Origin of the sequence: Photobacterium angustum (assembly GCF_002954615.1) — a bacterium.
GTDB classification, from domain to species: domain Bacteria; phylum Pseudomonadota; class Gammaproteobacteria; order Enterobacterales; family Vibrionaceae; genus Photobacterium; species Photobacterium angustum_A.
Genome location: NZ_MSCJ01000002.1, coordinates 228,114 through 246,354 on the forward strand (window position 1 = coordinate 228,114; position 18,241 = coordinate 246,354).

The window sequence follows — 18,241 nt, forward strand, 5'->3', positions numbered from 1 at the left end:
TAATAACGAAAGTGCGTTTATTAACGCAACTATAAGTATAGGCGAAAGCCCAACCGATTATTTTCGGCAGGTACGCCATCCTAGCAACCAAAATAGGCTTCCTACACCAACAGAAACTGCAGGGTACGTTGCTACTTGATCACCAAAAAGTATTGCAGCACACACCATAAAGGTGGCACCGATACCAAAATAGAACCTTGCCTGGTTATGAGTACGTCGATTTTCCATGAAGTTATCATAGAGTTTATCAATACGTTGGTTCATTACCTTGCCTTGGCGCAAACTGTCGTAAAGTAATTCAGGCAATTCAGGCAATTTTTCAGCCCAAAAAGGTGCTTTACTTTTTATTGCATCAAGAATGCCTTGCGGGCCTACCTGATGTGACATCCAGTTTTCCAAGAACGGCTTGGCTGTTGCCCACAAATCAAGTTGTGGATACAACTGGCGTCCTAAGCCTTCAACATACAACAAGGTCTTTTGTAACAAGACCAGCTGCGGTTGCACTTCCATATTAAAACGGCGAGCAGTATTAAATAAATTTAACAATACATGGCCGAATGATATTTCACACAGTGGCTTTTCAAAAATAGGTTCACACACTGTACGAATAGCAAATTCAAACTCATCCACGTTGGTATCATGAGGAACCCAGCCAGAATCAACGTGTAATTCTGCAACCTTACGATAATCACGATTAAAGAAAGCCAATAAGTTTTCCGCTAGGTATCGTTTATCTTCTCGGTTAAGTGTCCCTACAATGCCGCAATCTAGCGCAATCCATTGTGGATTTTCCGGATGCTCATAGGAGACAAAAATATTTCCTGGATGCATATCGGCATGGAAAAAGCTGTCACGAAATACCTGAGTAAAAAAGATATTAACTGCGTTTTCCGATAATAGTTTTAAATTCGTACCATTGGCTTTCAAGCCTTCAATATTAGAAACTTGAATACCATAGATGCGTTCCATTACAAGAAGATTAATACTACTATAATCAGTATAAACTTCTGGTACATATAAGGTGTCATCACCATCGAAGTTACGACGAAGCTGAATACTATTCGCCGCTTCGCGCATTAAATCGAGCTCATCAAGCAAGGTTTTTTCGTATTCGCGAACCACTTCAACAGGACGTAAACGGCGCGCTTCTGGCTGGAGACGAGAAACTATCTCGGCCATCCTGTACATCAGCTTAATGTCAGCTTCAATAATCGGCTTAATATCAGGACGAATAACTTTAAAAACAATCTCTTTGCCGTTTTCTTTTAAAGTTGCAGTATGCACTTGAGCAATCGATGCTGACGCCAATGCAACTTCATCAAAGTCGTCAAACCACTGCTCTAACGGCCCGCCTAAAGATTCTTCAATGGTACGTTTTGCTAATTTGCCATCGAAAGGTTCAACTTGGTCTTGTAATAATGCCAGCTGATCTGCAATGTGCGGTGGAAAAAGATCGCGGCGCGTTGACATCATTTGACCAAACTTAATCCATACCGGACCAAGTTCTTGCAACGCTAAACGTAAACGCTCACCCAATGGCACATCGGGGTATTCATTTTTGATCCAAAATAGCGATTTACGTAATTTTTTAGGAAGTTCGGTACGTGGATCAACCGGAATAAAGTCATCCAACCCATAGCGCAGTTGTACTTGAATAATACGGTACAACCGTTTTATTTCTGAATAGCTCATCATTGCCAATTTATCGCTCAAGTAGCTGGTTCAAACGGGCCTCAAAACGAGCAACATCCGATTTCAAGTCATCCACTTGATCGTAAAAATGCACCATTTCTAAAGGCTGTGGTAATAGTTGCCATTCTTCAGTGATCACTTCCGCTAAATCGCGTTGGCGATTCTTTACCCCTTGGCGAATAAATCGACTCCCCGACTTTACACTACTGACTAAAGTATGAGCAACTACATCACCCGTATATTGCGATAATTTTTCTTCGACATCGGGCTTTAAACCACTTAGTAAAGTGGAAAAATGCTGAGCCAATTGTAGATCGCCATCGAGTGCTAACTTATCCGCTTTAATTAGCTGCGTTAAGTTAGCTTGTTGTCGTAGCTCGGGTAACACCGTAAGGTTTAAAGCTAATTGGCAATCCACCTCGCCTTCAAATCCAGCAAGAACATCAATTTGATGACTGAAAACAAAGTACAAGGTTTTGTTAAATTCATTTAGCGTAACGCTAATGACTTTACCGCGTAAACGAGCAAGACGACGCTGACTATCAGCATCGTCTTTGAGTAATTGATTCAGTGATGTTTCAACCGCACCGGTAACAAAAGCATCTAACGGCATAGAGTCATCCTCAGAACTTATAACCACGGTGTAAGGCAACAATACCGCCCGTTAAGTTGTAATAACTGGTTTGATCAAATCCGGCTTCATCCATCATACCTTTCAAAGTTTCTTGATCAGGATGCATACGGATAGATTCAGCAAGGTAACGATAGCTTTCTGCATCATTGGCGATAAGTTCACCCATTTTTGGTAATAGGTGGAATGAGTACGCATCGTAAACTTTTGATAATGGTTCTAGTGACGGCTTTGAAAACTCTAACACTAATAAACGACCGCCAGGCTTTAACACGCGATACATTGAACGTAGCGCTTTGTCTTTGTCGGTGACGTTACGTAAACAAAAGCTGATCGTGATACAGTCAAAGTAATTATCAGGGAAAGGCAATTCTTCCGCATTGGCTTGAACGTAACCCACATTACCGACAATACCACTGTCTCGCAGTTTACTGCGGCCTACGTTCAACATCGAGTTATTGATATCAGCAAGAATAACCTGACCCGTTTCGCCCACAATACGTGAGAACTTAGCGGTTAAATCACCCGTACCACCGCCTAAATCAAGTACACGTTGACCTTTGCGTACACCACTGCAGTCAATAGTGAAGCGCTTCCAAACGCGGTGAATGCCCATCGACATTAAGTCATTCATGATGTCGTACTTTGCTGCGACCGAGTGAAAGACCTCAGCAACCATGGTTGCTTTTTCGTCTTTGGCAACGGTACGGAAGCCAAAGTGAGTAGTATCTTGTGTGGTGTCCGTCATGTTCAATCCGTTATATGTACTTATGATGCGCAAAATTCATAGACTTCACTCACCGATAAGCATTAAATTCATTTATTCAACTGGCTTAGTGTACTTGATGGTTGCTCTTTGCTCAAAGTCCTTTACCCCACCATTATGATAAATCACCTTCCGATGCTGAGGTTATATGAGAAAAACCACGATATTCCATTAGGTTAGATTGCGATTTTTCTGCCAGCGTTGGGCTAATATCACGCTTCACTTCGACGCCCAATTGTTTGAAGCTTTCAGCTTGGCGGATCACGTTACCACGCCCCGTCGCCAGTTTATTCATTGCCCCTTGATAGCTTTGGTTCGCTTTTTCTAACGATTGTCCCATCGCTTCCATGTCAGTGACAAACAAACGTAATTTGTCGTAAAGCTTGCCTGCACGCTCGGCAATTTCTTTCGCATTTTGATTTTGTCGTTCATTACGCCACAAGTTATTAATGGTGCGCAGTGCCACCAGCAAGGTCGTTGGACTCACAAGCATGATATTTAAATCCATCGCATCACGGATTAATGCCGGATCGGCTTCAATCGCAGCTTGGAACGCAGGCTCTACAGGAATAAACATCAAGACATAATCAAGACTTTGAATGCCATGAAGCTGATGATAATCCTTACGGCTTAACCCTCGCATATGGGCGCGCATCGAGGCAACATGCTCACTCATGGCGAGTTCACGCTCAGCGATAGTGTCAGCATTAAAGAAGCGTTCATACGCCACCAATGACATCTTGGCATCCACCACCACATCTTTTTGTTGGGGTAAATGCACCACAACATCGGGTTGATAACGTTTACCGTCTTCGTTTTCTAAACTGACTTGAGTTTGATATTCATGCCCTTCACGCAATCCTGAGTCAGACAATACTCGCGCCAGCACGACTTCGCCCCAGTTACCTTGGGCTTTGTTATCCCCTTTTAGGGCTTGGGTTAAGTTAATTGCCTCTTTCGCCATCTGCTCATTGAGCTGTTTAAGACTATTGATTTGATGCACTAAGGTGTGGCGTTCACGAGACTCTTGCGTGAAGTTATCATTAACCTGCTTTTTGAAACCTTCAAGTTGCTCTTTGAGTGGACTCAACAAGTTTTCTAAGCTCATCTTATTCTGCTCATCCACCGTTCGGGTCTTCTGTTCAAATAAGCGATTAGCTAAACTTTCAAATTGAATACGTAGACGCTCTTCAGCATTTTCTAGTAGCTTAATTTTTTCATCTGCCGCTTTTTGCTCTTCAAAATGGCGGGCATCTTGCTCGCGAAGATCGGCTTCAAGCCCCGCGCTGGCTAAGCGAGAATGATCAAGCTGCTCGGTTAAATACTGTTTTTCATTTTGCAGCGCGTCAAAGTGACGCATTTTCTCTAATGCCGCCGCAAGTCGGCCATGCATTTGACGTATTTCATGGGTTAATCTGTCACGATCGTCATCTAACTCTTCCAGCTCTTGGTTTCTTTCTGCTAGCTGACTTTGTAATTGCTGCTCACGACTTAATGCTAAACGCGCATCTGATTCTGCTTGTTGCTCGACCAGCTGAAGCATTTGTTCATATCGACCTTTATACCAGAATGCCGTGATCACACTGGCAACGGTGGCACCTAACAATGTTGCTAATGCGGTAATAACGCCACCACTTAACCATTCTGCCATAGTAAATTCTCTATCTTCCTGACGAATTATTCTCGCTTTTAAGGCTAAGAGGATACTGGATAAATGTCCAGCTAACGAAGAACAACTTAAACAATAAATAATGGATATAAGCGTTTTTGTTTGCACTCGATCACAGGCTATATCATCACTCGCTATTCACCTGTACAACCATCTCCTACACTGCGTTACCGTCTTACATTTTTTAACAGGGATAGTCATGAACGAACGCCTCGCTTTAGGATATGGCATTGCCGCTGTTTTACTTTGGTCTACTGTCGCCACCGCTTTTAAAATTACCTTAGATTATTTTTCACCTGTTCAAATGATGGTGGTTGCCAGTAGCGTGTCTGCTCTCGCCCTTATTGTTATAGCTGGCTATAAAAAAACACTCCACCAGCTTAAGTCGACTTTTCTTCAACGTCCGCTTTATTACTTATTACTCGGGTTTATCAATCCTTTTGCTTATTACCTAGTGTTATTTAAAGCTTACGACTTATTACCTGCTTCACAGGCTCAACCCATCAACTACAGTTGGGCGATCACTCTGACTTTAATGGCAGCACTTTTCTTAGGACAAAAAATTCAGCGCAAAGATTGGATAGCTTGCGTGCTGGGATATGGCGGTGTGGTGGTGATAGCAACTCAAGGAAATATTTCCGCCTTGAATTTCACCAGTCCGTTAGGCGTTGCGTTAGCGCTATTTTCGACACTGTTATGGGCCAGCTATTGGATTTTAAACACCAAAAATAAAGCCGATCCCATCTTAGGTTTATTACTGGGCTTTTTAGTCTCGCTGCCATTTTCTATCGGCTTGAGTCTGTATCTTGGCGGTTGGCAAAGTGTACCTTGGCAAGGCTGGGCAGCTGTCACTTATGTCGGTTTGTTTGAAATGGGGATAACCTTTGTTTTATGGCTCAATGCGCTACGGTTAACCCGTAATACCGCTAAGATCAGTAACCTGATTTTTATCTCACCTTTTATCTCTTTATTACTGCTCGCCACGATTATTGGTGAAACGATTCATCCCTCAACATTGATCGGCTTAATGCTAATTATTGCAGGACTCGTAATCCAACAATGGCAAAGTAAAAAAGCGCGATTATTGAATAACTAAATTTTATCCAAAAAAAAGCCTGTCGATTTGACAGGCTATACGGATAAGGTTGTCACCACCTCACCTTTAAACTCATAATATTTATTAATTCTGTACCGTTAACTGAGGGTGCCAACGACGCCCGATTTTCGACACTAAAATCAATAATCCTGGTATCAGCAACCACATTTGTAACGTCATTAATACCGGTGATGAGAAATCTAATCGTTGAGTTAAACTCACCATGACACCAGCACCACTCATTTGAAATAATCCCAATAATGCCGCTGCAGTTCCAGCACGATCGCCAAATGGTGCTAATGCTTTTCCGGCTGCAGAGCCTAATACAAAAGCAAACCCAAATGAACAAATGAAGATTGGCACCATAAATGCCCATGCTTGCTGTAATTGGCTCAACGACAACATTAATCCACCAGCAAACAATAATGTGATAAGTCCTGTACGAAGAGTACGACGAGTACCAAAGCGATCCATGAACTTAGGTGCAACCATACAAGCAGTAATGTTCAATACCGCATTGATCCCAAACCATACCGTAAACTGATGCATGTCCTGACCAAGATGGTTCATCAACCACACTGGTGCTGAAGTTACATAAGCTAAAATCACCGCCATCGCTAACATGCAAAGCGTAGCATGAAATAAAAATGTTGGTTCGCGTAATACCGACCAGTAACGGCTAATACTAATCATTGAACCAGAAACATCAGAGTTTGTAGGGCGCGTTTCTTTAAACACAGCCATAATAAAAAGCCCTGCAACGACCGCAAATCCTGCCATGAAACTAAAGTTTGAACGCCAGCCAAAATGATAAGTAAGCCAAGTGCCTAAAAGAGGAGCTAACGCAGGAATAAAACAAATCGCACCATTTAAATAGCTGATCATACGACCACTTTTTTCAGCACCAAAGCTATCACGAACCGCAGCGAAGGCGGCAACGGAGGTGGCACATGCACCAAAACCTTGAAGCAAACGGGCAAGCAATAACAAATCTAAGCTCTGGGCTAAATAAGCCATGGTTGAGCTAAAACCATAAATCACGATACCGCCTAGCGCGATAGGTCGACGACCAATACGATCAGCTAATGGCCCTGCTAGTAATTGACCTAATCCCATGCTAAACATAAACCATGTCACAGTATCTTGCACACGAGTAGGATCGACAGAAAACGTATTCGCCATTGCAGGTAAAGCAGGTAGATAAATATCAATCGCTAAAGGACTGAACAATACAAGTGTGATCAATAAAGCCACTTGTATTTTGCTATTTATATTTGGGCTCACACGGTTCTCCATTAAAATAAAATTTGTGAAAGCTTAATCACCCTATGGTATGAATGGAAATGATGTATATTCATTACCATTATTCCCATAAGGAAAATCATATGAATATTGAGAAGTTAGCTCGCTTAGATCTCAATTTATTAGTCTGTTTTAAAGTTTTAATAGAAGAACTTAATGTCACTCGAACTGCGCACCGACTTTGTTTAAGTCAATCAGCAGTGAGTAAGTCCTTAGCTAAATTACGCACTCAATTTAATGATCCTTTGTTTATTCGAAATTCATATGGTTTATCGCCAACTCCGAGAACTCTCTTTCTCAAACCCAAACTCGATTTGTTGATCAATCAATTAGAGCTATTAACTCAGCCGGAAGATTTCTATCCACATAACAGTGAATATCGCTTTCAAATTGCAACGGTTGAAAGTGTATATCCCTTAATTCTGCCTCAATTTTTACCCGCGATTTTTCAACAGGCACCAAGTGTGACTATCAGCACTCACGCATGGACAGAACAAACATTTAAAATGCTCCAAAGAGGTGAACTGGATTTAGGTATTACAGGGAAAGATATTGACATCAATGATGCAAAACTCACCATGCTTACCATGTTCCCGCCTGATGATATTATCCAACAAGAGATATATCGTGATCACCAAATGTGTATCATTCGAAAAGACCATCCCGCTTTAAGAAAATGCTGGAATCTAGAGGCATATTTATCATTACGACATGTACAAGTGCGCTGTGATGGCAATGATCGCTGGTTACTTGATTATCGACTTGCAGATATGGGTTATGAGCGAGATATCGCTGTCACCGTTCCCGACTTTAATAGTGCAGCGAGCTTATGCTCTTACACTGATTTTATCTTCACAGCACCCAATCACTTTTTAAAAGTCGCGGCAAAGCAGTCAGATATGGTGGTTTTACCCTTACCATTAGAGTTTCCTCCTATGGCTTACACCCTGTTTTGGCATAGAGACAGAGAAAATGATCAAGCGCTGACTTGGCTAAGAAACATAATCACCCAAAAAACCCATCATCTTCGCTGATAACGTTTAACACAAACTAATAAAGGCGAATACTGCCTCTAAAAGATTTCGCGCAAGTCTACGGTGTTATGATGCCAAATAAAAATGCTTTATTTTCAATACCGCTTTTCCAAATTGGAATCCACCTGCTAACCGATGAATCACTAAGATAAATAAAGCAGTGAGGTGAATAGTCTGTCATTTATCATAGAGACAATTGATGCAAACCGCTAAACAAGCTAACTTAACAACATTAAACCTGAATCGCTTATCCCATGGTGATTGAGGTGAATTCGATCTAACCGCCTTACAATGGTGGTTTCTTGACAAGGACCTATACATGCAAGCAGTTATCGCACAACGTATTGAGCAGATCCGTCAGTGGCTTGAAGCACAGCAACTCGATGCCCTACTGATCCCTCATGAAGATGAATATCTTGGTGAGTACATTCCCGATCATAACGAACGCCTTCATTGGCTAACTGGTTTCACAGGATCAGCTGGTGCTGCAGTGATCACTCGTGACCGTGCAGCAATGTTTGTTGATGGTCGTTATGTTGTGCAAGTTCGCAAGCAAGTACCGGGGGATGTGTTTGAATATTGCCATCTGATCGAGCAGCCACCTATCCACTGGGCACTAGAAAATCTAGCAGCAGGTAGTAAAGTCGCTATTGATAACCGCCTACACAGTGCAGCATGGCTGAAAAATGCCACGACAACCCTTGATGGTGAATTAGAGCTAGTACCAGTTAACGAAAACCCAATTGATGAACTATGGCTCGATCGCCCAGCACCAAAACTGTCGGATGCGGAGTTAATGGGGCTAGAGTATGTGGGTCAATCAAGTGAAGAAAAACGTGAACAAATTGCCGCACTGCTAAAAAAACAAAAAGCGGATGCTGCCTTTTTGAGTCAGCTTGATAGCATTGCTTGGCTACTCAATGTACGTGGCGATGACGTTCACTGTCTACCCGTTCTGCTTTCAGCTGCCGTGATCCACAGCGATGCATCTGTTGATTTCTATATCGATCATCACCGTCTACCCGAAGGTTTTGCAACACACGTAGGTAACGGCGTTAATATCCGCGAGCCAGAACAACTCGCTGCAGGTTTAGCCGCACTTTCAGGTAAACGTGTACAGTTTGATTCTGCGAACAGTAATGCATGGGCAGCTCAGCAACTAACAGAGGCTGGCGCACAACTTATTGAAGCAGCTAATCCAACGCTACTACCAAAAGCCGCAAAAAACGCGACAGAAATTGCAGGTATGAAAGCATGTCACATCCGTGATGGTGTCGCGATTTCTAAATTTCTTGCATGGGTAGATAATCAAGTTGCGAGTGGCAATCTATTAGATGAAGCTGCGCTTTCCGATCAACTTTGGCAATTCCGCCAGCAAGATCCAAGCTGTCGTGACGTGAGCTTCGATACGATTTCAGCCTCTGCTGGTAATGCAGCAATGTGTCACTATAACCACATTGATCAGCCACAACCTGGCAAGCTGCAAATGGATACGGTTTACTTAGTCGATTCAGGCGGTCAATACCCTGACGGTACAACAGACATCACCCGTACTATCGCTATCGGCAATCCAGGTGATGAAGTAAAACAAGCCTTCACGCTGGTACTAAAAGGTCATATTTCATTAGCTTCGGCGCGTTTCCCGAAAGGCACAACAGGCTCACAGCTTGACGCACTCGCGCGTCAGCATCTATGGGCGTATGGTTTTGATTATGACCATGGTACCGGTCATGGCGTTGGTCACTTCTTAAGTGTTCATGAAGGTCCTCAGCGTATTTCTAAAGTGGCTAACCCAACTGCGCTATTGCCAGGTATGGTGTTATCTAACGAGCCGGGTTATTACCGTGCAGACGCATTTGGTATTCGTATCGAAAACCTTGAACTGGTCGTCGATATTGAAACTCAAGGCGACATGAACGTCATGGGCTTTGAATCGTTGACCCGAGCGCCAATTGATAAGCGTTTGATCGATCCTGCACTACTAACTGACGTAGAGCTTGCATGGCTAAACAACTATCACCAAACCGTGTTTAACGTGATCAGCCCATCGCTGACAGGTAGTGATCTTGAGTGGCTAACACAAGCAACATCACCACTAAGCCGCTAATTCATAGATAAGAAAAAGAAAAGCCAGTACACATCGCGTACTGGCTTTTTTATTATCCGGAATAGGCGTGGTGCCAATCTTTCCACACCACTTCAAACCCTTTTTGCTTGACTGCTGTAGCAACATCTGCGACCGAACGTTCATCACTGATTGCAAACTGTTCTAGCTCTGGCGTGTCATCGGCGTATCCGCCCGGTTGGGTTTTAGAGCCCGCAGACATACTAGTGATCCCCAAGGGCAATACATTATCGCGAAAATGCGGTGACTCTCGCGTTGATAACGACAGCTCAACTTCAGGATTAAACAGTCGATATGCACAAATCAATTGCACCAGTTGGCGATCAGTCATCACCGATTTAGGCTCTAATCCACCAGTACAGGGTCTTAAACGTGGGAATGAAATCGAATAGCGGCTTTGCCAATAGGTACGTTCAAGATAAGCCAAATGACTGGCAACAAAAAAACAATCCGTGCGCCATTCTTCCATACCGATCAAAGCCCCAATCCCAATCTTGTCTATTCCAGCTTTTGCTAACCGATCTGGTGTCGCTAAGCGGTATTCAAAATTGGTTTTATTGCCTCGTAAATGATGCTTCGCATAGGTTGGCGCATTATAGGTTTCTTGATACACCATCACCGCATCTAAACCAAGTTCTCTCAGCTCTTGATACTCATCTTGCTCAAGTGGCTGTACTTCCATTGCCAAATAGCTGAAGTGCTGTTTGATTCGAGGGATCGCATCACGAAAGTAATTCATACCGACTTTGGTTTGATGCTCGCCAGTGACCAATAATACACTATCAAAATTTAGCGTTTTTATTGCCTCACACTCTCGCTCTATTTCTTGCTCACCCAAGGTACGGCGCTTAATGCGATTTTCCATCGAAAAACCACAATAGGTACACGCATTGGCACACAGATTCGAAAGATATAACGGCACATAAAAACTCATGGTATGACCAAACCGCTGACGTGTTAGCATCGCAGAGAGTTGTGCCATTTGCTCTAAGTAAGGTTCAGCCGCAGGTGAAATTAAGGCTTTAAAATCCTCTAGATCCAGCGTTGATTTTCCTAAAGCACGCTCAACATCGGTAGCCGTTTTAGCATAAATCGACAAACGGATATCATCCCAATCCATTTGTTGCCAAACATCCACAAAGCTCATGTTGGCTCCTTACTCGTTAAGAAATGCCGTTAGTGGGCTTGATGCAATAGCATGGTTCACCTTACCTGCAAGACCAGCTTCATATGCCATACGACCACTTTCCACGGCCAATTTAAATGCACGCCCCATTGCAATCGGATCACTTGCCGCTGCGATGGCAGTATTAACCAATACCGCATCAGCCCCCATTTCCATCGCTTCTGCGGCATGAGAAGGTGCACCAATGCCCGCATCCACCACCACAGGTACTTGTGCCTGATCGATAATAATGCGAAGAAAATCGCGAGAGGCGACCCCTTTATTCGAGCCAATCGGCGCACCTAATGGCATCACGGCAGCGCAACCCACATCTTCTAATCGCTTACAAAGCACAGGATCAGCATGACAGTAAGGCAGTACGAAAAACCCTTCTTTTACCAACTGCTCAGCCGCTTTTAATGTTTCAATCGGATCAGGCATGAGGTATTTTGGATCAGGGTGAATTTCTAATTTTAGCCAATTCGTCCCCAATGCTTCTCTGGCTAGCTGCGCAGCAAAGATCGCTTCTTTGGCATTTTTCGCCCCTGACGTATTAGGCAGTAAATTCACTCCAGCTTGGATCAATGGCGCTAAGATATCGTCATCACGCTCAGCAATATTGACCCGCTTTAGTGCCATGGTCACGAGCTCAGAGCCTGTCGCTAAAATCGATTCAGCCATGACATCACGATTAGCGTACTTACCCGTTCCGGTAAATAATCGCGATGTGAATGTTTTATCTGCAATAGTCAACATATTAACCTCCTGCTATCGCTTGAAATAACGCGATCTGATCGCCGTCAGCAATGACGGTTGTCGGCCACTCACTGGCAGCAACAATACGCTGGTTTATCGCGACCGCTGTACCTTTTATGGGTAAATCTAACTGCATAACAAATTGATGAACGGTTTGCTCAGCCTCGCAAGACATAGATTCATCGTTCAGCCAGATAGTTATCATGGTAGCCATTTACACAACCTCCCTTTGCTCTTGCTGACGGCATACAGGGCAACAAGGGGCAGCATCAATTGATACCTGCTGCCATTTTCCTGTTAAGCCATTAAATTGCTGCAGCAAACCAAAACCGACTTCACCAACACCTGCGATAGCTTTGATCGCATTAAGCGCTTGTAACGTGCCAATAGTCCCAACAACGGGTCCCATCACGCCGTTACTACGACAATTTTGATCTTGTGGTGGCGCTTCAGCACTCAATGGAAACACACATTGATAACACGGTGAGGTCTGTCGGAAATCAAACGCCAGTAACTGTCCTTGCCAACCTATCGACGCACCAGCAATCAGTGGTGTTTGATGCTGATAACAAGCTTGATTGACCGCATAACGGGTAGCCCAGTTATCACTGCAATCAAGCACAATATCGGCCTGCTGTACTTCCATCACGAGTTGAAAGCCTGCAAGCTTGGCTTTTACTGCACGCGTTCGTACCAATGGGTTCAATGCTAAAAGCTGATCACAGGCTGCTTGCGCTTTATTGAGTGACACATCGGTTTCTCGATAAATCACCTGACGCTGCAAGTTCGAACTCTCAACCTCATCATCATCTGCAATCACCAGCAACCCAACACCCGCAGCAGCTAGATACATTGCAGCAGCTGAGCCTAAACCACCCGCGCCGACGATCAATACTTTGGCATTGTTAAGTGCAAGTTGCCCCTGCTCTCCCATCTCTTCCAGCATGATTTGTCGGTTATATCGAATAAAAGCAGTATCAGAGAGTCTGTCAGTTGTCATACATCACCTCCCGCTCAGATAGGCATTGATTGAGTTGTTCGACGGCAATCGCCGGCTCGCTTGACTGGGTGATCGCACGTACCACCGCAACGCTACTCACCCCTGTTTTCCAAACCACTGGCACACGAGATAAATCAATACCCCCAATTGCTACTGTTGGAAACGTATTGCCAATCAATTGTTGATAAAGCTTTAAGCGGTGAACACCTTGCGGTAATGACGGCATTTGCTTGGTTGTGGTTGGGTAAATATGACCAAGGGCGATATAACTGGGATTAAATGCCATCGCACGTAGGATCTCATAATACCCATGGGTTGAGATCCCTAAGCGAAGATTCGCTTGTTGAATGGCATTGAGATCAGCGACCGCTAAATCTTCTTGTCCCAAATGCACCCCAAAAGCACCATGCTCAATAGCCAGTTGCCAATAGTCATTAATAAAGACCTGCGCATTTGCCTTCTGACCTAACGCAATAGCATGAGCAACATCTTGCTCTAAACCTTGAGCATTCGGATCTTTGATCCGCAGCTGAGTGGTTTTCACATCCAATTCAAGTAGCTGCTTAACCCATTGAGTGGAATCCACCACCGGATATAACGTAAGTTTCTCACTATCAACAGCTGCAAAAGCTTCAACTGGCTGGCATTCGAATTGCCAACCAATATCTGACAGCTTTGAAAAATTAGCACAAACGATATCAGGGAAAGCATCACGCTCAGTTGGCCAAATGCCCATCTGCGTTGACTGGGCATACGCTCTTGCCAGAACTAGAGCATCTTCTAAGGGGTAATCAAGCGCGAGTGCTACCAATAACATCGCTCGCTGTTGAGTCGCATTACCAAGCTCAACACTGAAACAACCACGCACGTCACCATCATGATGCCAAAGATCAAGATAACCACCATTGACTGGTAAACCACATACCACAACGTTAGATCGTTCCAGTATTTGCGCTTTGATCAGCGAAAGATCTACTTCAGAAGATACCCATTGATCTTGAAATACATAATCAATTAGCTGAGAGGAGCAGGCTTGTTCAAAGCCCACTCGTTTAACGCAAGAAGGCGTCGATACCTCAATCCACTCTTGGCTTGATGGTATTAACGTGACTTGCTCACCTAACTGATACTCTGTAGCAGAGGCTAATAATGGCTCAATATGCATCACCAGAGACGATAAGACCTTTGGTAAGCTTAAGGTGCTCATTAGCTTTCCTCTTTAGCTAGGTGATATAACTCACTACCTTTAGATCGAAACTCTTGTGCTTTTTGCTGCATACCTTCAAGTGGATCATCTAATAGCTTGATCGCGATTTCTGAGTCTTCTAATCCCTTGGCGTAATCTCGTACTTCTTGAGAGATCTTCATTGAACAGAATTTAGGGCCACACATTGAACAGAAATGGGCTACTTTGCCAGATTCTTGAGGGAGAGTTTCATCGTGATAGGCACGCGCCGTTTCAGGATCTAAACCAAGATTAAATTGATCTTCCCAACGGAATTCAAACCGCGCTTTAGATAAGGCATTATCGCGCACTTGTGCACCAGGGTGGCCTTTTGCTAAGTCGGCAGCATGGGCACAGAGTTTATAAGTGATAAGACCGACTTTTACATCGTCTTTATTAGGCAAGCCTAAGTGCTCTTTAGGTGTCACATAACAAAGCATTGCACAGCCATACCAACCAATCATCGCCGCACCAATACCCGATGTAATATGATCATAACCTGGTGCGATATCTGTCGTCAGTGGGCCTAAGGTATAGAATGGCGCTTCATGACAATGCTCAAGCTGCTCTTCCATGTTTTCTTTGATCATGTGCATGGGTACGTGACCAGGGCCTTCAATCATGACCTGCACATCGTATTCCCATGCAATCTTAGTCAACTCACCTAATGTGCGTAGTTCACTAAACTGGGCTTCATCATTGGCATCAGCGACAGAGCCTGGACGTAAGCCATCACCGAGCGATAGTGAAATATCGTATTGCGCACAGATCTCACAAATCTCACGGAAGTGCTGATAGAGGAAGCTTTCTTTATGGTGTGCCAAACACCACTTCGCCATGATAGAGCCACCACGCGATACAATACCTGTAACACGTTTCGCCGTCATAGGTACATAACGAAGAAGTACGCCTGCATGGATAGTGAAGTAATCCACACCTTGCTCAGCTTGCTCTAGTAATGTGTCACGAAACACTTCCCAGTTAAGGTTCTCAGCCACACCATTCACTTTTTCAAGCGCTTGGTACATAGGTACCGTACCAATCGGAACAGGGCTATTACGAATGATCCACTCACGCGTTTCGTGAATATTTCGACCTGTTGATAAATCCATTACCGTATCGCCACCCCAACGCGTCGACCAGACAAGTTTTTCAACCTCTTCTTCAATCGATGAACTCACCGCTGAGTTACCAATATTGGCATTCACTTTGACAAGGAAATTACGGCCAATGATCATTGGCTCAGTTTCAGGATGGTTAATGTTGGCAGGAATAATTGCTCGGCCTTCAGCCACTTCTTTACGCACAAACTCAGGCGTAATTTCTTTTGGTAAATTAGCACCAAAGCTCACACCTGGATGTTGTTGGTTTAATACTTCATCACGGTATTTCGCACGACCCATATTTTCACGGATCGCGATATATTCCATCTCTGGCGTAATAATACCTTGGCGCGCATAATGTAATTGCGTCACACAACGCCCAGCTTTTGCACAACGAATACGCGCACGTTCCGCAAAACGTAAATCATCAAGCGTCTTATCATCTAAACGTTCATTGGCATACTCAGAGCTTAACCCTTCTAGTAATTCAGTATCGTCACGCTCTGCGATCCATTGCTCACGCACTAACGGCAAGCCATTATAAATATCGATGTTTTTTTCAGGATCAGTGTAAAAACCAGAAGTGTCGTAAACGCGAATAGGCTCGTTAGGCTCAAAGATAGGATTATCTTTACCGCCACCAACCAAGCTATCAGCTAGAGTGATTTCACGCATAGGAACAAGCACATCAGGACGGCTACCTTGAACATACACTTTCTGTGAGTTCGGGTATGGTTGTGCTGTTAATGATTCAATAAATTGTTTCGCTTCCAGTCTCGCTTGCTTGCGATTCGACATAGCAGTTTCCTTGATTTTTCAATGTAGGGGAAAATGCTTGGCGGATGGGCGTAAACAAGAGGTCTGTACCTAAGTACAGCTATGCAGATGCATACAGTGATCCCTTAAGATATGTAGCAGAAGACATTCTCTCGTTCCCTTCGCAGGTATTAGCCTGATCAGGTTCAACGGATCCCGCAATGCGGTCTCAGCCATATGGCACTCCGACAAGTAGCAATGAGTATAAAGAAGCCGTTATAGTGCAACAACCTTTATATAGAGAAAAATAATAAAAAGTGACAGACAACAAAAAGCCGTGCATCAACACGGCTTATTATTACATTGCATATTTTAATCGTTGTTACTGTGAAATTAATACATCACAACCGAGGTGATTAGCTAAAGAGCCACTTAAATCACCAAACAAGTGAAAAGTTGATTTATGGTAACCTGTGATCACTAGACTAGCATTAATTTCTTTTGCTAAAGCTTCTATATGCTTTGAAACATCACCATCTGCGGTATGTATCGCTTTAACTTTATGAGAAGAAGCTGTAATTAAATCAGATAACTCTTTCATGCGTTTTTTTGCAATCGCATCATGCTCTTCTTGTAGCTCAACTTCCACATCAATAAAACTTACGTTTCCGATCCCTGGCTCAACATAAGCAACATGTAAATCAGCGTGATTTTGCTCTGCTATTACACCAGCTTTCACCATCAATTTATGCGCATTTTTATCTTCAGGATTAACCGCTAATAACACTGTTTGGTAAAGCGACATATCTAGCCTCCTTGAGCTAAGGCTCATAGTAAATTCATTATTTATGATTATGATGCTATAAATGTAGCTATACAACTAAGTATACCGCTGACTATTTAATATTCATTTGAATCAATGATTGCATTTTTGGAGAGTTCTCACTCTTCTCGCTAGCGATTATCATGAGCGCTTTTATCATTACTTGAAAATATAAACGAGATCCCAATGAGCCAATATTTATTACTAGGATTCATCGCGCTTGGTGGTGCATTCGGCGCCTGCTCAAGGTACCTAATTTCTGAGCTATGCGTAATGCTATTTGGCCGTGGCTTCCCATACGGTACTTTAACCGTAAACGTGCTGGGCTCCTTGATCATGGGGTTATTAATGTCAGCACTTAATCAAGGAATGATTGAAGCTGCACCATGGCGACCTATTATCGGCTTAGGCTTCCTTGGTGCGTTAACGACGTTCTCTACATTCTCAATGGACAACGTTGTACTGATGCAACAAGGTGAATTTTTCAAAGCAGGCCTAAACATTTTACTTAACGTTATTGTCAGCATTGCTGCTTGTTATGTTGGCTACCAGCTTATGATGAAAAGTTAATAGATAACCGATATAAAAAAACCGCCTGCATGGCGGTTTTTTTATATCCAAATTAAACGAATCATCACTTTATACTAATGAATAAGAACAATAACAAATCACCCATTACTCTGTAGAGAGTAAACAATCTCTGTGTAACGCTCTACGCTATATAGGTTTTTTAACTATATCTATAGCACTTATCTACAGACGAAAAAAAACCTGAATCTTTCGATTCAGGTTTCTCTGATAAAATGGCAGAACCATTAGGATTGCGCTCAAGCGGTACTCAAGCCGAAGGCTCGTAAGAGTCTATTATACAATACTATAAACGATAAAAAGCCCCACTATTTCTAGCGAGGCTTCTTAATAAGTGGCGGAGCGGACGGGACTCGAACCCGCGACCCCCGGCGTGACAGGCCGGTATTCTAACCAACTGAACTACCGCTCCACACGGAGATAAAACTTTCGTTTTATCCGATACCTGCCGTTCAAAACAAGTATCTTAACTTTTTGTCTTCACTTTTTATAAAAGTGAAAGAAAATTGG

The 18,241-nt window shown here is 43.3% G+C and carries 16 protein-coding genes, 1 tRNA gene and 1 riboswitch; of the genes, 4 read left to right on the forward strand and 13 right to left on the reverse strand.

Annotated elements, in window-relative coordinates; all coding sequences use genetic code 11:
- Positions 1 to 57: 57 nt before the first annotated feature.
- The 4 genes from ubiB to rmuC all read right to left on the reverse strand — a co-directional run bounded on the left by ubiB (position 58) and on the right by rmuC (position 4,740).
- Positions 58 to 1,695: a ubiquinone biosynthesis regulatory protein kinase UbiB gene (gene ubiB / locus BTO08_RS14735; protein ID WP_198038475.1), complete on the reverse strand. Its 1,638-nt coding sequence runs from the start codon at positions 1,693 to 1,695 to the stop codon at positions 58 to 60.
- A gap of 7 nt (positions 1,696 to 1,702) precedes the next feature.
- Positions 1,703 to 2,305 (reverse strand): ubiquinone biosynthesis accessory factor UbiJ, encoded by a 603-nt coding sequence (locus BTO08_RS14740; RefSeq protein ID WP_005372428.1) that lies wholly within the window; start codon positions 2,303 to 2,305, stop codon positions 1,703 to 1,705.
- A 10-nt stretch (positions 2,306 to 2,315) separates the two neighbouring features.
- Entirely contained in the window at positions 2,316 to 3,071 is a 756-nt protein-coding gene (gene ubiE / locus BTO08_RS14745; RefSeq protein ID WP_105061472.1) for a bifunctional demethylmenaquinone methyltransferase/2-methoxy-6-polyprenyl-1,4-benzoquinol methylase UbiE, read from the reverse strand.
- A 133-nt stretch (positions 3,072 to 3,204) separates the two neighbouring features.
- Complete coding sequence (rmuC, locus tag BTO08_RS14750; RefSeq protein ID WP_105061473.1) at positions 3,205 to 4,740, reverse strand: DNA recombination protein RmuC; 1,536 nt, start codon at positions 4,738 to 4,740, stop codon at positions 3,205 to 3,207.
- A gap of 217 nt (positions 4,741 to 4,957) precedes the next feature.
- Between rmuC and BTO08_RS14755 the strand changes: the two genes are divergently transcribed.
- Positions 4,958 to 5,854 (forward strand): DMT family transporter, encoded by an 897-nt coding sequence (locus BTO08_RS14755; protein WP_105061474.1) that lies wholly within the window; start codon positions 4,958 to 4,960, stop codon positions 5,852 to 5,854.
- A gap of 84 nt (positions 5,855 to 5,938) precedes the next feature.
- Here BTO08_RS14755 and BTO08_RS14760 read toward each other — a convergent pair whose 3' ends face one another.
- Positions 5,939 to 7,150, reverse strand: coding sequence for a multidrug effflux MFS transporter (locus tag BTO08_RS14760; protein WP_105061475.1), 1,212 nt, complete (start codon positions 7,148 to 7,150; stop codon positions 5,939 to 5,941).
- Positions 7,151 to 7,239: 89 nt separating this feature from the next.
- Here BTO08_RS14760 and BTO08_RS14765 point away from each other — a divergent pair, with 89 nt between their 5' ends.
- Both BTO08_RS14765 and BTO08_RS14770 read left to right on the forward strand, forming a co-directional pair.
- Positions 7,240 to 8,190 (forward strand): LysR family transcriptional regulator, encoded by a 951-nt coding sequence (locus tag BTO08_RS14765; protein WP_105061476.1) that lies wholly within the window; start codon positions 7,240 to 7,242, stop codon positions 8,188 to 8,190.
- A 319-nt stretch (positions 8,191 to 8,509) separates the two neighbouring features.
- Positions 8,510 to 10,297 (forward strand): aminopeptidase P family protein, encoded by a 1,788-nt coding sequence (locus BTO08_RS14770; protein WP_105061477.1) that lies wholly within the window; start codon positions 8,510 to 8,512, stop codon positions 10,295 to 10,297.
- Positions 10,298 to 10,349: 52 nt separating this feature from the next.
- Here BTO08_RS14770 and thiH read toward each other — a convergent pair whose 3' ends face one another.
- From thiH to BTO08_RS14805, 7 genes are all read right to left on the reverse strand, one after another.
- Positions 10,350 to 11,462 (reverse strand): 2-iminoacetate synthase ThiH, encoded by a 1,113-nt coding sequence (gene thiH / locus BTO08_RS14775; protein ID WP_105061478.1) that lies wholly within the window; start codon positions 11,460 to 11,462, stop codon positions 10,350 to 10,352.
- Positions 11,463 to 11,471: 9 nt separating this feature from the next.
- Positions 11,472 to 12,236 (reverse strand): thiazole synthase, encoded by a 765-nt coding sequence (locus BTO08_RS14780; protein WP_105061479.1) that lies wholly within the window; start codon positions 12,234 to 12,236, stop codon positions 11,472 to 11,474.
- Between the two features lies 1 nt (position 12,237).
- A complete protein-coding gene (gene thiS, locus BTO08_RS14785) occupies positions 12,238 to 12,450 on the reverse strand; it encodes a sulfur carrier protein ThiS (protein ID WP_105061480.1) in 213 nt (70 codons plus the stop codon).
- The gene (locus BTO08_RS14790) at positions 12,451 to 13,236 is read right to left on the reverse strand and encodes a HesA/MoeB/ThiF family protein (protein WP_105061481.1); all 786 of its coding nucleotides are present in this window, start codon (positions 13,234 to 13,236) and stop codon (positions 12,451 to 12,453) included.
- The gene (gene thiE, locus BTO08_RS14795; RefSeq protein ID WP_105061482.1) at positions 13,226 to 14,443 is read right to left on the reverse strand and encodes a thiamine phosphate synthase; all 1,218 of its coding nucleotides are present in this window, start codon (positions 14,441 to 14,443) and stop codon (positions 13,226 to 13,228) included. The genes BTO08_RS14790 and thiE overlap by 11 nt, the downstream gene beginning before the upstream one ends.
- Positions 14,443 to 16,362: a phosphomethylpyrimidine synthase ThiC gene (thiC, locus tag BTO08_RS14800; protein ID WP_105061483.1), complete on the reverse strand. Its 1,920-nt coding sequence runs from the start codon at positions 16,360 to 16,362 to the stop codon at positions 14,443 to 14,445. Before thiC ends, thiE begins: the two co-directional genes overlap by 1 nt.
- 118 nt (positions 16,363 to 16,480) lie before the next feature.
- A riboswitch (TPP riboswitch) is annotated at positions 16,481 to 16,578 on the reverse strand.
- Positions 16,579 to 16,702: 124 nt separating this feature from the next.
- On the reverse strand, positions 16,703 to 17,125 hold the full coding sequence (locus BTO08_RS14805; RefSeq protein WP_105061484.1) for a universal stress protein: 423 nt from the start codon (positions 17,123 to 17,125) through the stop codon (positions 16,703 to 16,705).
- 204 nt (positions 17,126 to 17,329) lie between these two features.
- Between BTO08_RS14805 and crcB the strand changes: the two genes are divergently transcribed.
- Positions 17,330 to 17,713: a fluoride efflux transporter CrcB gene (crcB, locus tag BTO08_RS14810; RefSeq protein ID WP_005372395.1), complete on the forward strand. Its 384-nt coding sequence runs from the start codon at positions 17,330 to 17,332 to the stop codon at positions 17,711 to 17,713.
- 353 nt (positions 17,714 to 18,066) lie between these two features.
- Here the strand turns inward: crcB and BTO08_RS14815 are convergent.
- A tRNA-Asp gene (locus BTO08_RS14815) sits at positions 18,067 to 18,143 on the reverse strand.
- Between the last annotated feature and the right edge of the window lie 98 nt (positions 18,144 to 18,241).

Coding starts and splice junctions, on each gene's coding strand:
- ubiB (WP_198038475.1), bottom strand. CDS start 1,695: ATGATGAGCTATTCAGAAATAAAACGGTTGTACCGTATTATTCAAGTA.
- BTO08_RS14740 (WP_005372428.1), bottom strand. CDS start 2,305: ATGCCGTTAGATGCTTTTGTTACCGGTGCGGTTGAAACATCACTGAAT.
- ubiE (WP_105061472.1), bottom strand. CDS start 3,071: ATGACGGACACCACACAAGATACTACTCACTTTGGCTTCCGTACCGTT.
- rmuC (WP_105061473.1), bottom strand. CDS start 4,740: ATGGCAGAATGGTTAAGTGGTGGCGTTATTACCGCATTAGCAACATTG.
- BTO08_RS14755 (WP_105061474.1), top strand. CDS start 4,958: ATGAACGAACGCCTCGCTTTAGGATATGGCATTGCCGCTGTTTTACTT.
- BTO08_RS14760 (WP_105061475.1), bottom strand. CDS start 7,150: ATGGAGAACCGTGTGAGCCCAAATATAAATAGCAAAATACAAGTGGCT.
- BTO08_RS14765 (WP_105061476.1), top strand. CDS start 7,240: ATGAATATTGAGAAGTTAGCTCGCTTAGATCTCAATTTATTAGTCTGT.
- BTO08_RS14770 (WP_105061477.1), top strand. CDS start 8,510: ATGCAAGCAGTTATCGCACAACGTATTGAGCAGATCCGTCAGTGGCTT.
- thiH (WP_105061478.1), bottom strand. CDS start 11,462: ATGAGCTTTGTGGATGTTTGGCAACAAATGGATTGGGATGATATCCGT.
- BTO08_RS14780 (WP_105061479.1), bottom strand. CDS start 12,236: ATGTTGACTATTGCAGATAAAACATTCACATCGCGATTATTTACCGGA.
- thiS (WP_105061480.1), bottom strand. CDS start 12,450: ATGGCTACCATGATAACTATCTGGCTGAACGATGAATCTATGTCTTGC.
- BTO08_RS14790 (WP_105061481.1), bottom strand. CDS start 13,236: ATGACAACTGACAGACTCTCTGATACTGCTTTTATTCGATATAACCGA.
- thiE (WP_105061482.1), bottom strand. CDS start 14,443: ATGAGCACCTTAAGCTTACCAAAGGTCTTATCGTCTCTGGTGATGCAT.
- thiC (WP_105061483.1), bottom strand. CDS start 16,362: ATGTCGAATCGCAAGCAAGCGAGACTGGAAGCGAAACAATTTATTGAA.
- BTO08_RS14805 (WP_105061484.1), bottom strand. CDS start 17,125: ATGTCGCTTTACCAAACAGTGTTATTAGCGGTTAATCCTGAAGATAAA.
- crcB (WP_005372395.1), top strand. CDS start 17,330: ATGAGCCAATATTTATTACTAGGATTCATCGCGCTTGGTGGTGCATTC.